This window comes from Shewanella chilikensis, assembly GCF_002836945.1.
Classification (GTDB): Bacteria; Pseudomonadota; Gammaproteobacteria; order Enterobacterales; family Shewanellaceae; genus Shewanella; species Shewanella chilikensis.
This window is the reverse complement of sequence record NZ_NIJM01000003.1, coordinates 30,563-43,093: the sequence shown is the minus strand read 5'-3', so window position 1 is coordinate 43,093 and position 12,531 is coordinate 30,563. Positions and strand designations below refer to the sequence as shown.

14 protein-coding genes are annotated in these 12,531 nt (G+C 54.3%); 4 read left to right on the top strand and 10 right to left on the bottom strand.

The genetic code is table 11. From position 1 onward, the window contains the following. Positions 1–10: 10 nt before the first annotated feature. The 3 genes from CX651_RS01590 to hinT are packed head-to-tail and all read right to left on the bottom strand — an operon-like array spanning position 11 to position 1,313. Positions 11–463 (bottom strand): PaaI family thioesterase, encoded by a 453-nt coding sequence (locus CX651_RS01590; protein ID WP_039032743.1) that lies wholly within the window; start codon positions 461–463, stop codon positions 11–13. Further along, positions 460–960, bottom strand: a complete 501-nt coding sequence (locus tag CX651_RS01585) for a PaaI family thioesterase (RefSeq protein ID WP_028780462.1) — start codon at positions 958–960, stop codon at positions 460–462. The genes CX651_RS01590 and CX651_RS01585 overlap by 4 nt, the downstream gene beginning before the upstream one ends. Then, positions 957–1,313 carry a purine nucleoside phosphoramidase gene (gene hinT, locus CX651_RS01580; RefSeq protein WP_101052958.1) on the bottom strand — a complete coding sequence of 119 codons (357 nt, stop codon included), beginning with the start codon at positions 1,311–1,313 and terminating at the stop codon, positions 957–959. Before hinT ends, CX651_RS01585 begins: the two co-directional genes overlap by 4 nt. A gap of 239 nt (positions 1,314–1,552) precedes the next feature. On the opposite strand from hinT, the gene CX651_RS01575 reads away from it, so the two are divergent. Then, on the top strand, positions 1,553–3,307 hold the full coding sequence (locus CX651_RS01575) for a M61 family metallopeptidase (protein WP_101052956.1): 1,755 nt from the start codon (positions 1,553–1,555) through the stop codon (positions 3,305–3,307). Here the strand turns inward: CX651_RS01575 and CX651_RS20060 are convergent. Continuing rightward, positions 3,304–3,435 carry a helix-turn-helix domain-containing protein gene (locus CX651_RS20060; protein ID WP_224868273.1) on the bottom strand — a complete coding sequence of 44 codons (132 nt, stop codon included), beginning with the start codon at positions 3,433–3,435 and terminating at the stop codon, positions 3,304–3,306. The two genes, CX651_RS01575 and CX651_RS20060, sit on opposite strands and share 4 nt — an antisense overlap. 374 nt (positions 3,436–3,809) lie before the next feature. Here CX651_RS20060 and CX651_RS01570 point away from each other — a divergent pair, with 374 nt between their 5' ends. Beyond that, on the top strand, positions 3,810–4,550 hold the full coding sequence (locus CX651_RS01570) for a cytochrome b/b6 domain-containing protein (protein WP_101052954.1): 741 nt from the start codon (positions 3,810–3,812) through the stop codon (positions 4,548–4,550). A 100-nt stretch (positions 4,551–4,650) separates the two neighbouring features. On the opposite strand, the gene cctA is transcribed toward CX651_RS01570, so the two are convergent. Next, positions 4,651–4,998: a tetraheme c-type cytochrome CctA gene (gene cctA / locus CX651_RS01565; protein ID WP_039032738.1), complete on the bottom strand. Its 348-nt coding sequence runs from the start codon at positions 4,996–4,998 to the stop codon at positions 4,651–4,653. A 304-nt stretch (positions 4,999–5,302) separates the two neighbouring features. Next, positions 5,303–6,169 carry a protease HtpX gene (htpX, locus tag CX651_RS01560; RefSeq protein ID WP_039032737.1) on the bottom strand — a complete coding sequence of 289 codons (867 nt, stop codon included), beginning with the start codon at positions 6,167–6,169 and terminating at the stop codon, positions 5,303–5,305. 287 nt (positions 6,170–6,456) lie between these two features. Between htpX and pepE the strand changes: the two genes are divergently transcribed. After that, entirely contained in the window at positions 6,457–7,167 is a 711-nt protein-coding gene (gene pepE / locus CX651_RS01555) for a dipeptidase PepE (protein ID WP_101052952.1), read from the top strand. Positions 7,168–7,214: 47 nt separating this feature from the next. Here pepE and bioD read toward each other — a convergent pair whose 3' ends face one another. Genes bioD through bioB form a run of 4 tightly spaced genes read right to left on the bottom strand, consistent with a single transcriptional unit; the run spans position 7,215 to position 10,941 of the window. After that, complete coding sequence (bioD, locus tag CX651_RS01550) at positions 7,215–7,904, bottom strand: dethiobiotin synthase (RefSeq protein WP_101053107.1); 690 nt, start codon at positions 7,902–7,904, stop codon at positions 7,215–7,217. Between the two features lie 37 nt (positions 7,905–7,941). Then, positions 7,942–8,733, bottom strand: coding sequence for a methyltransferase domain-containing protein (locus CX651_RS01545; RefSeq protein WP_101052950.1), 792 nt, complete (start codon positions 8,731–8,733; stop codon positions 7,942–7,944). After that, positions 8,730–9,875 carry an aminotransferase class I/II-fold pyridoxal phosphate-dependent enzyme gene (locus CX651_RS01540; RefSeq protein ID WP_229839738.1) on the bottom strand — a complete coding sequence of 382 codons (1,146 nt, stop codon included), beginning with the start codon at positions 9,873–9,875 and terminating at the stop codon, positions 8,730–8,732. The genes CX651_RS01545 and CX651_RS01540 overlap by 4 nt, the downstream gene beginning before the upstream one ends. 1 nt (position 9,876) lies before the next feature. Beyond that, positions 9,877–10,941 carry a biotin synthase BioB gene (bioB, locus tag CX651_RS01535; RefSeq protein WP_101052948.1) on the bottom strand — a complete coding sequence of 355 codons (1,065 nt, stop codon included), beginning with the start codon at positions 10,939–10,941 and terminating at the stop codon, positions 9,877–9,879. A gap of 175 nt (positions 10,942–11,116) precedes the next feature. Between bioB and bioA the strand changes: the two genes are divergently transcribed. Beyond that, positions 11,117–12,433, top strand: coding sequence for an adenosylmethionine--8-amino-7-oxononanoate transaminase (gene bioA, locus CX651_RS01530; protein WP_101052946.1), 1,317 nt, complete (start codon positions 11,117–11,119; stop codon positions 12,431–12,433). The last annotated feature ends 98 nt before the right edge of the window (positions 12,434–12,531 follow it).

Here is a 12,531-nt window from a genome sequence, read left to right as displayed (position 1 = left end):
TCCCTTATTCTCAATCAATCAAAAAGTGTGCCCGGGCGGTTGCAATCAACTGCTTGCGGTTGGTTTGCCAGCAGTCGATATTGACATTGGCCACTCGCCGTCCCTGACGGGTAATTCGGCACTCGGCGAAGCTGTCCTTATGATAACCGGCACGTAAATAGTCGATGGAAAAATCAACTACCTTGGGCACCTTACTGGTTTGCATAAACACCATAAGCTGGATGATGGCCGACATCTCCATAAACCCGGCTATCACCCCGCCGTGAATGGCCGGCAGTACCGGGTTACCTATGTTGTCATCTTTGGCCGGCAGACGAAACACCAGTTCATCGCCAAACCTTTCAACCAACATGCCAATAAAGCGGGCGTAGGGCACATGCTCAAGCAAGTGACTGAAATCATTGGTTTCTGTCACTTTTGCAACTATGCTTTTTACATCCAGGGATGCCTTGGGATCTGTCATTTCGTCTCCTCACCCATCAGTGCCTTGCGGAAAGTATCCCCTATCATTTCAGGGCTTATCCGCATAAAGGAGCCAACCGCATGGGCGATGGGGTCGTCTATGCTGTCCTGATAGGCAATGGCCCGGGTGAACGCTACGCTGGATGACAACTTATAACACTCGGCAAAACCATACACCGGCTTGTGGGGCTCGGCGGGCTTCATATAGTCCACCCGCAGATCCAAAGTCGGCGAGATCTCCAGCGAACCATATTTGTCCTTGATGGCACAAACCACGGCACAGCCACTGGCAGTATCCATCAAAGTAGTGATAACCCCACCATGAATAACCCCGGTTTCAGGGTAACCCACCAGCTCGGTGCTGTAAGGCAATTCTATCAGTACATGGTGCTCACTGGCCTCATGCACCTTGAGCCCGAGGCGGCGGCACTGGGCCAACTGGTTGACGAAACGGGTAGCCAGGGTCGTCAGCGGGAAAAACTCCGGATTGACTTTCATGACGCTGAACTCACCATAGGCCCCAAGGCTTTACCGCCAAGCAGATGCATGTGGATGTGGAACACTTCCTGGCCGCCATGTTCATTACAGTTGATGATTAAACGATAACCGTCCTCGGCGATCCCGGCCTCGGTGGCCAGCTTGGCGGCCACAGTCACCATACGGCCTATGGCCTGCTCGTCAGAGGCCTTGGCGTCATTGACCGTGGGGATCAGATGATTGGGCACTATCAGCACGTGGGTGGGCGCCTTGGGATTGATGTCCCGAAAGGCGGTTACCAGTTCGTCCTGATACAGTATGTCCGTGGGAATTTCACGGCGGATAATTTTGCTGAATATGGTTTCTTCGGCCATTTTGCCACTCCGGTGTGTCGGTTCAGGCTCGGCCCAAGGGCCAAACCTCTGTGTTCTTGGCAGTATAATACCATTCGGCCCGGAGATGTAATCGGCCACGGCGATTTGAACCCCAAGCTATTTAAAACTCGGCAAGTAATTGCCGCAGCCTGGCTTTTTTGGCAGCATTGTCGCCATGCTCAGCCGGATAGCACCCAATTTGGCTCCCGGCACTCGCCAACGATTCACACGGATATCAGATGATCAGTTATCAGATTTGCCCCATAGATCCCCACGCTCACCTGTTCGAGGTCAAAATCACCATTCAGGCACCAGCCCCAAGACAAGAACTTTGGTTGCCATCCTGGATCCCGGGCAGCTACATGGTTCGCGATTTTTGTCGCAATATCATAGATCTTAAAGCCTTTGATGAGCAGGAGCGTCCGCTCAGCATTACTCAGCTCGACAAACAGCGCTGGCAGATAGATTCCAATGCCGAGTCGCTGCATCTGCGCTACTCGGTTTATGCCTGGGATATGTCGGTGCGCAGCGCCCACCTGGATCAGACCCACGGCTTTTTCAACGGCAGCAGCGTCTTTTTGGCGGTGGCCGGCAAAGAGCTTGAGCCGCTGGAGCTGGAAATTCAGCCTCCCAAAGAGGAAGCCAACTGGCAGCTGGCAACAACCCTGAGTCGAACCGAAGGTGAAGAGTGGCAGTTCGGCCGTTTCAGCGCCGCCAACTATGATGAGCTTATCGACCATCCAGTGGAGATGGGCACCTTTACCCACGGCAGCTTTGAAGCCTGTGGCGTGCGCCATGATGTGATACTGACCGGGCGTCACCGCTGCCACATGCCCAGGCTGCTTGACGATCTCAAGGCTATTTGCGAAAGCCAGATCCGTCTCTTCGGTGAAGCGCCGTTTGAGCGCTACCTGTTTATGACCCAGGTATTGGGCAATGGCTTTGGAGGACTGGAACACAGAGCCTCCACCGCCCTGCACTGCTCCCGTAAGGATCTGCCGCTGAGTATGGAGATGCCGGTCAACAAGGATTACCGCACTTATCTGTCGCTCTGCAGTCACGAATACTTCCACAGCTGGAACGTCAAACGCATTAAGCCTGCCAGCTTTATTCCCTATGCGCTGGAGGCTGAGAGCTACACCCGTCAGCTGTGGGCTTATGAAGGTATCACTTCCTACTATGATGACCTGATGACACTCAGAGCCAACAGGATTTCCAATGAGCAATATCTGGAGATGTTATCCCAGACCATGACCCGGGTGTATCGCATGCCGGGCAGGCAGTTGCAGAGCCTGACAGAATCAAGCTTCAATGCCTGGACCAAGTTCTACAAACAGGATGAAAACGCCGCCAACGCCATCGTCAGCTATTACACCAAGGGAGCTTTGTTTGCCCTGTATCTGGACTTGACTCTGAGACTGGAAACCCAGGGAAAATACACACTGGATAACCTGATGCAAAAGCTGTGGCAGGCCTTTGGCAGCCAGGGGATAGGCACTGAAGATGACTCTCATCGCCGCCTTTATGAGGAGCTGCTTGGCCGGGATGCCAGCGCAGAATTTGCCTTTCTGGATAATACCCAAGAGTTGCCACTGGCGCCCCTGCTGGCGCAATTCGGAATCGAGATGCAGCTTCGCAGTGCCCAAAGCGCTCAGGATCAGGGCGGCGGGGATGTTGAGGGGCAAAAAATCGGCTTCGGAGCCCGCTACAAGGCTGAAGCCCTGGGGTTAAGGATTGTGAGTGTGACCAACGGCAGCGCGGCTCACAGCGCCGGGCTCGCGCCTCAAGACCTGCTGATTGCCGCCAATGGTCTGCAGGTCGGCGCTCAATTTGAAAATGAACTGCAACAATATGAGCCCGGCGATAATCTGGAGCTGCACTTCTTCCGCCGTGATGAACTGATGACAGGCCAACTGCCTATCAACCCGGCGGCAATAGATACTGTGTCACTCAAGCTCACCGATCCAGCCAAAGCCAAGGCCTGGCTGGGTTAAGAGCCTTGACTCTCGGCCACATCGGCCATCAAGTGACGCTGGGCCCAGGCCATCACCTGGGCTCGATTGTTTACATTCAGTTTGCCAAACATCCGATAAAGATGGGTCTTGACTGCAGACGACAACAACAGGCATTCATACTCCACCCTTTTCGGGATAATACAGTAACGCCACTTTGTGAACGCGATTCCTGGCGACCTGTCTAAGAATCTTATAGCCCAAGGCCGACTCCACTGTAGCCAAATTCAACAATAGAATGTCGACATCAGCTCCGTCAACAGAGCAGATCTGGCCCCCCCTGCCAATGCATCACATTAAACCTAGGCTGCCCTCAGCTAAAAACTCGAAACCTACATAGCCGGAACATGCGTATCAAAATAGACAACTGCTTGAAATGGAAGCACAGATCTCTACCAAAAACTCAAAATGAATAAGAGTTAACTGAACAAGCGCCGCTACAGACGTTAACATAAAGGGGTAAAACAGATCTGGGGGATCAAATATGCAAACAAATACTGCGGGCGAAGTGCGCCTGTCTCGCTATAAGGCCTGGGATCTTCCTACTCGCCTTTTTCATTGGATAAACCTGCTTTTGGTGCTGCTGATGATGACCATCGGCGGGGTAATGATGTTCAAATCTGACTTCGGGATCAGTGGTCTCGACGCCAAAATCGGCCTGAAGACACTGCACGTCTGGATAGGTTATGCCTTTGCCATCAACCTGGCATTCAGATTACTGTGGGGATTATTCGGCCCTATCAAAGCCCGTCTTGGTAAACTACTCCCCAAAAAAGGGGAATTGGCAGGCTATCGTGCAGCACTCAAGAAAGGCGAAAACCCACAATATCTCGGCCATAATCCGGCGGGCAAACTGGCGGTCATCGCTCTGTTTGGTCTGCTGACCCTGATTATGGTGACAGGTTTGGTGCGAGCCGGTACTGACATCTTCTATCCACCGCTGGGCGGCATGGTTCAGGAATATATCGCCGCCGATGGTGTTGAGCCTGCCAGCCTCAAACCCTATGATGACACAGGCGTTAATCCAGACAAAGCTGCAGCGATTAAGGGCGCCAAGGGCTTGGCAGGGAAAGTACATGTCTACAGCGTATATCTGTTGCTTCTCTTGATATTGCTGCACATAGTTGCAGTGATCCACGCCGAGCGTAAGCGTCAGCCCGGTATTATTTCTGCTATGTTTTCAGGCAATAAATATCTGCCAACAACGCCGGTAGATAAAGACTGACAGAGATCTTGGCTCACCATACAGGGCTCGAGATAAGCGCAAGCCAGAAACAATAACGCCGGCATCAAGCCGGCGTTGTCATTCGAGCGATATGCGCTTCTTACTTCAGAGTGCTTTCCGAAGTACGGCCATCATCGTGGCAGCTATCGCAGGTAGGCTTCTGACCTACATTCATGTCGTGGGGAGCGTGGCAGTCAGCACACATCAAAGCACCATCGTGTGGCTTGTGTACCGCGTCCATTTCTGCCAGCGAACCGTGACAGCTCTGACACTGTTCAAATTCATAGGCGCCGTCAGCTGAAGGTGAACCATCGGCATGACAGCTTTCACAGCCACCCATATCCGCGTGGAAATCTGACAGCTTCTGATCTTCTGCAAAAGCAGATGGTGACATGGCCAGTGCGGCCAAACCGGCACCGAACAACACACTCAAGAGTTTCTTGCTCACAATAATATCCTCCGATGATGACAGTCGAGCAAAGGTTCTTATGTCAGGTATGACCTTTGTCTCACTATCAGTAAATAGCACGACTTGGATTAACTTAGCCAAGCTTTTGCCAATTGGCAAACTAATTCTGAGTCGCCGCCACTTTAACAACTTGCGCAAAAGCAAAATGTGCGCTGAATCATGTAACCATCGGTTAATTACGGAATTTTACATTTCATTTACCTATAAACATCTGTATCAATAAGCGTTTCAAGCGCATAAAAAAGGAGACCAACAGGTCTCCTTTAGAGAAAGTATTGCTAAATTATCCGCGGTTTCTCAGCGCTTCGATACGCTTTTCAAGCGGTGGGTGACTCATAAAAAGTTCAGTCATTGAACGCTTACCGTTGATACCGAAGGCCGACATATTGGCCGGCATGGCTCCGGTTTCCGGCCCGGTGCGCAGACGTTCAAGGGCTGCAATCATCTTGTTCTTACCGGCAAGGCGAGCGGCACCTTCGTCGGCGCGGAACTCACGAATGCGCGAGAAGTATGCCACCACAATGGATGCCAGAATACCAAACAGCATATCCAGCACAAATACCACAGCCATGTAAGCGATAGTGCCCAGGCCTTCACCCTCTTCATCGTTGCTGGCAACAAAGTTATTGACGATACCGGCAACCACGCGGGCGGCGAAGATAACAAAGGTGTTCACCACGCCCTGGATCAGGGTCAGTGTCACCATGTCACCGTTAGCCACGTGGCTGACTTCGTGCGCCAGTACGGCTTCCACTTCATCGGCGCTCATACCGTAAAGCAAACCTGTACTCACGGCGACCAGAGAGTTGTTTTTACTTGGGCCTGTAGCAAAGGCGTTCAGTTCAGGCGATTGGTAGATGGCCACTTCCGGCATCTTAATCCCGGCCTGCTGCGCCTGACGGGCTACGGTCTCGAGCAACCAACGCTCTGTGTTGTCACGGGGCTGAGTGATCACCTCACAGCCCATGGTTTTCTTGGCCATCCATTTGGAAATCGCCAAGCTGATAAAGGCGCCACCGAAACCGAAGATCGCCGCAAACACCAGCAAGCCACCCATGGTTTGAGTATTGACACCCAAAATAGACATGACAATCGATGCCACCAGCAGGATGGCAAGGTTAGTCAAAATCAATAGAAATACACGCTTCATATCAGCTCCTGTAAGGTACCCTTGTACCGGAATTGCGTCATTGCAGACATAATATGTCCACCTGGCGGGAATTCAAGAGGAAAAAGGTAAATTATTGTTTAGCTTTCCTGCCCAAACGCCCCGGCTACGCAGAGGAAGCAGTCTAGGTAGACTTGATTAAATCAAACTTAATCAATTGCCAAGTGCGGCTTTTTAACGCGACCAAAAACAGCTGTGGCGATTGTTGAGTATAAAGGCTTTTTGTTACCATCAAACAACGCAAATCAATCAGAAGGACAGCGACGATTATGACAATAAATACTCTGCTGCTCAGCAGCTCCCGCGCTGGCGACACCCCCTACCTGGAACATGCCCTGCCCTATATTGAGCCCATGGCAGAAAAAGCCCGCAAGTGGATATTTATCCCTTACGCCGGTGTCAGCATGAGCTACGACAACTATCTGGAAGCCGTGGTTAATGGCCTGGCTCCATTGAGGCTGGATATCTCCTCTATTCATCAACATGGCGACCCCAAGCAAGCCATTCGCGATGCTGACGGCATTCTGGTTGGCGGTGGCAACACCTTCCACCTATTGCATGAATTGTACCGCTACGATCTGCTGCATCTGATCAAAGAGGAAGTCGCCGCTGGCAAACCTTATATCGGCTGGAGTGCAGGCTCAAATATTGCAGGCCTCAGCATACGTACCACCAATGATATGCCTATCATAGAGCCGCCGTCATTCAGTGCCCTTGGCCTGCTGCCACTGCAAATCAATCCGCATTACAGCAACTACAAGGCACCGGGTCACAATGGTGAAACCCGAGCCCAGCGTTTACTTGAGTTTACTTGTGTCGATCCCAAGACGCCGGTACTGGCCATCCAGGAAGGAAGCGCCCTGTTACTGCAGAACAATAAACTGAGTCTTTTGGGAGATAAGGAAGCTTATCTGTTCAGCGGTGTAGAGCAGGAGATCCCCGTGCCTGTAGGCAGTGATCTTTCCAATCTATTGAGCTAAAAAACCCCTCGGCCCTACGGGGCCTTGCTGCTTTTTAACTCCAGGGCTCAACCGGGCACTTTGGCCAGCAGAGGGCTCAAATCCAGGTGCTGAGACATGGCCTCGGCACTGGGATGAGCCAGATGCGGCACCACTCCCAATAGCGGCGCCTGCATCAAGTCTTTAAGGCTGGTCAGGTTTTCATCGAAGCGACTCATATCGGCTTCGGCGCGATTGGCCACCCAACCGGCAATTTCAAGCCCATCGGCGCGGATCACTTCCTGGGTCAACACGGCATGATTAAGGCAGCCAAGCTTCATTCCCACCACCAGAATCACAGGTAGAGCCAGCCCCTGCACCGCTTCCGATAAGAAACGCCCCTCCCCCAAAGGCAAACGCCAACCGCCGGCCCCTTCTATCAGGCAGAAATCAGCCATGGCAAACTGGGTAAAATCCAGCGCCGCCAGTACCGCCTCTGGGCTGATATCCAGGCCGAGATCGGCGGCAGCAATATGAGGGGCAATCGCCGGCTCAAAACTGAAAGGATTTACCTTGTCGTACTGCAGTTTCAGAGTGGATTCATCCATCAAGGCCAGGGCGTCCGGGTTTCTCAGCCCGTAAGGAGTGTTATGGCAACCCGAGGCCAGAGGTTTGACCCCCAAGGTTTTCAAGCCATGCTCGACTCGTGCCTTATGCAGCAGAGCGGCTCCGACCTGAGTCTTGCCACTGTCGGTATCTGTACCTGTTACAAAAAAAATCATCGCTGAACTACCCCTACAGCCAAAACATCAATGGTTATTTTCGAGCCTGAACCATTACTATCCTGTATGTCAGCGGCAATCCCTTGTCCGTTCTAAGGACCTCGGCCTGCCCGTTAAGTGTATGCCAAAAACCCTTTCCCTTGAGCCCGGCGCCTGAGTTTTTGTCGGCGCCGACTGAAGCGCCGACCCCCTTGATGGAGTAAAGCAATTCCCTGAGATTGGCAAAGTGGCACTGGAAGGTGCGGCTTTGCGTGTGCAAGCTCTGCCAGGGATGCTGGCCCAGCGCTTGCTCTAACATATCCTCGGCTGCAAACACCTTGACTCGCAGCCCCAACGTCTGTAATTCGGGCAAACTGCCCCGGGCCACTATGGCAAGGCGCGCCGAGCCGCCCGGGCGCATGACCCGAAAAATCTCCGCCAAGGCGGCCGGAATATCGCCGCACCACTGCAGCGCCAGGTTGGAATAAACCGCATCAAAGCTGTTGTCGCCAAAGGGAAGCTGCTCGGCATCGCCACAAACAGCCTGATAATCCGGGAAATTTCCCTTCAGCTGCTTGAGCATTCCGCTGGCGATATCCAGGGCGGTCACGCTTTGGGGGCCGAGCGTGGCAAAAGCCGTGCCCGGACCTGCACCTATATCCAGCAGTTTTCCTGAGTGTGGGCAATCGTCCCAGTCAAGTAAGGCTTCGGCCGTCAGACGCTGCACCCTATTGTGGCGCTCATAAGCGCTTGCCGCCTTGGAAAAGCGCCCGGCGACGTCACCAAGCGGCACGGATTGCACCAGGCCTGAGCGACTGGCCAGAGGCTGATGACATATGTTGCTCATGCTATCAGCTCCGTCAGTGCCGAGGCCAAGGCCAGTATATCCTGCTCCCTGTGCTCGGCGCTCAGGGTAATACGCAGTCTGGCACTGCCTTGGGGGACTGTGGGTGGCCGAATCGCCCCCACCAGGAAACCGCGTTCCAGAAGCCTTGCCGCCAGCGCCATACACTTGCCACTCTCACCCACCAACAAAGGTTGAATTGGCGACTCAGATGGCATCAAGGAGATCCCCGCCGCTTGGCAGCTACGGCGAAACAAAGCGATATTGGCGTTGAGGCGCTCGAGCAAGGGCTCTTGCTGGATCAGCTCCAGAGCCTCGAGCACCCCCATACAGCAGGCGGGTGACAGCGCGGTGGAATAGATATATTCACGGGCATTGGCCACCAGATAGTCTATCAATTCCTGCGAGCCCACAATCGCCGCGCCCTGACCACCGAGCGCCTTGCCAAAGGTCACCAAACGGGCAAATACAGGCAGGGATGAAGACTCAAATAGACCAAAGCCGTGGGCATCATCGAGAATAAGCGGGCTGCCGTGCTCTTGGCACAAGTGGCTCAATTTACCGAGCGGCGCCCTGTCGCCATCCATGCTGAACACGGTTTCAGTGAGCACTGCGCTGCCGGGATGCCGGGCCAAAAGCGCTGTGGCAGCCGCCATATCGTTATGGGCAAAACGCCGTATTTTGGCCTTTGAGTCGCGCAGGCCATCTATCATGGAGGCGTGCACCAATTTGTCGGCAATCACTGTATCTTCGGCGCTAAACAGGGTTTTCATCAGCGCAGTGTTGGCGGCAAAACCACAGCTGAACAGTAACGCCGCTTCTGCACCGAGCGCCCGGCACAGACCTTGTTCCAGCTTGAGATGCGCCTCGCTGTAACCCGAAACCAGAGGTGAAGCGCCGCTGCCGCAGCCATAGATCTCTGCGCCTTTGGCAAGCGCAGAGATGACCTTGGGATGACGGGCCAGGCCCAGATAATCATTGGCGGCAAAATCCAGCAATGGTTTGCCTGTGGCTTGGGCTTGGGCAACAGGATGTAATAGTCGCTCACGGCCGGGCGCTGCAGCGAAGCAGCATCTTTGCCTGAGCAAGCCGCCGCGCGCAAGCTCCTCACGGCGGCGGGCCATTTTGTCGAGCAATGAGGTCAAGTTACAGGGCTCCGGCGTCGTAAAACTGTCCCTGAGCCTTGTTATTGATAGCCTCTGCCTTGGCCGCGGCGCGGGCTATTTCGGCGCCCTCTTCCTCGACCGTGGCGGCCTTGCCCTGCTCCGGGGTCAATCCCAGACGGCGGAACAGGCTCATATCGTCATTTTCTTCCGGGTTAGTGGTGGTCAACAGCTTGCAACCATAGAAAATCGAGTTGGCGCCGGCAAAGAAACACATGGCCTGCAGCTCATCTGTCATACTTTCACGCCCGGCCGACAAGCGTACCCGTGACAAAGGCATCATGATTCTGGCCACGGCTATGGTGCGCACAAACTCCAGTGGATCCAGGTCGTCCAGGCTGTCCAGCGGCGTACCGGCCACCTTGACCAACATATTGATAGGCACAGAGTCGGGATGTTGCTCCATATTAGCCAACTGCTGCAGCAAGCCCGCCCTGTCGGTGGCCTGCTCGCCCATACCGACAATCCCGCCGGAGCATACCTTCATACCGGCGGCGCGCACATTGGCCAAGGTGTCCAATCGCTGCTGATAGGTGCGGGTGGTGATGATATCACCATAGTATTCCGGCGAGGTATCCAGGTTATGGTTGTAGTAATCCAGCCCGGCTTCGGCCAGCTCGTTGGCCTGGTTTTCGCTGAGCATACCCAGGGTCATACAGGTTTCCATCCCCAGGGATTTAACCTCCTGCACCATCTGCTTGAGATAAGGCATATCGCGCTCATGCGGGTTACGCCAGGCGGCTCCCATGCAGAAGCGGGTCGCACCGGCGGCCTTGGCACTTCTGGCCTCTGTCAGTACCTTTTCCATCTCCAGCAGACGCTCTTTTTCCAATCCTGTGTCGTAGCGGGCGCTCTGGGGGCAATATTTGCAATCTTCCGGACAGGCCCCCGTCTTGATTGACAACAGACGACTGACCTGAACTTCATTGGGATTGAAATGGGTTCTGTGCACGCTGTGGGCACGAAACAACAAATCATTCATAGGCAGGGCAAAGAGGGCTTCAACCTCTTCGCGGCGCCAGTCATGGCGCAGCTCTGTATTGGACATATTCTGTGTTACCTGAGTCTGATCTATTTGTTGCTGAAGCCGATTTTGCCGATTAATCCTTCGGGGTTCCGGGTTCAGTTGGCTGCTTGAAGGCCTGAATTATTTTCGTTAGCATACCCGCGACACTCTCACTGTCAACGCCAACCAGTTGCACAGGTTTACCTTTGGTTAATATATGAGCATAGATTATTGTTTTGACCGTCAGCACATCTGGCATCCCTACACTTCCATGAGCCACACCCTACCCGTTTATGGGGTCAAAGCCGCCGAGGGCGTTCGCCTGACGCTGGAGGATGGTCGTGAGCTTATCGACGGCACCAGCTCCTGGTGGGCCTGCGTTCATGGTTACAGCCACCCGGCAATTCTCGGCGCCATGGAAGAGCAACTCAAACGCCTGAGTCATGTGATGTTCGGAGGGATCACCCATGAGAGCGCCATCGAACTGTGTCGCCAGCTCATCAATATCACCCCGGAGCCGCTGACCAAGGTGTTTCTGGCTGACTCAGGCTCCATTGCGGTGGAAGTGGCGCTGAAAATGGCGCTGCAGTACTGGCAAGGACAAAACAAGACTGAGAAAAACCGCATCATGACGGTCAAGCAGGGCTACCATGGCGACACGTTCGCCGCCATGAGCGTCTGCGACCCGGAGGGCGGCATGCACACCATGTTTGGTGACAATGTGGCCCGGCAACTGTTTGCCCCGGCGCCGAGCACACCCTTCGGTGAAGCCGCTAAAGCAGATGACATCGCCGGACTCGAGGCCATGCTGGCCGAGCACGGCACGCAAACCGCCGCGCTGATCCTCGAGCCCATAATGCAAGGTGCCGGTGGCATGTGGTTTTACAGCGCCGACTATCTCAAGGCGGCAAGAGCCCTGTGCGACAAGTACGATGTGCTGCTGATCCTGGATGAAATCGCCACAGGTTTTGGGCGCACAGGTAAGCTGTTTGCCTGCGAACATGCCGACATAGCACCGGACATCATGTGTGTCGGCAAGGCGCTCACCGGCGGCTATATCAGTCTGGCGGCGACGCTGTGCAGCGATAAAGTGGCGGCGGGCATAGACAGCTCCCCTGCCGGCGTATTTATGCATGGGCCAACCTTTATGGCCAATCCTCTGGCCTGTAGCGCCGCCCGCGCCAGCCTGGCCCTGCTGGCAAGCGGTGAGTGGCAAGCTCAGGTCAAGGCCATTGAAACTCAGCTTAAACAGGAACTGGCACCGGCAGCGGCCCTGCCGGGAGTCAAAGCGGTACGGGTGCTTGGCGCCGTTGGCGTACTGGAGATGCACAGACAGGTCAATACCGCGGCGCTGCAGGCCGAATTTGTTGCCCGTGGCGTGTGGATCCGCCCCTTTGGTAAACTCATCTATATCATGCCGCCCTATGGTATCAGCGCAGAAGAGCTGAGCTGCCTGAGCCGGGCCATGCTGGAAGTGGCCGCACTGACGAGCGAGCATGCAGCAGATGACAGCGCCTTCGTCAGCCACGGCTGAGCCTAGAACACCTCAACTCTACTCAGGACAGCAAAAAAAGCGGCTCAAATGAGCCGCTTTGTCTTGAGGTAAACCAAGCCTTGCAGGGAATGTTTACT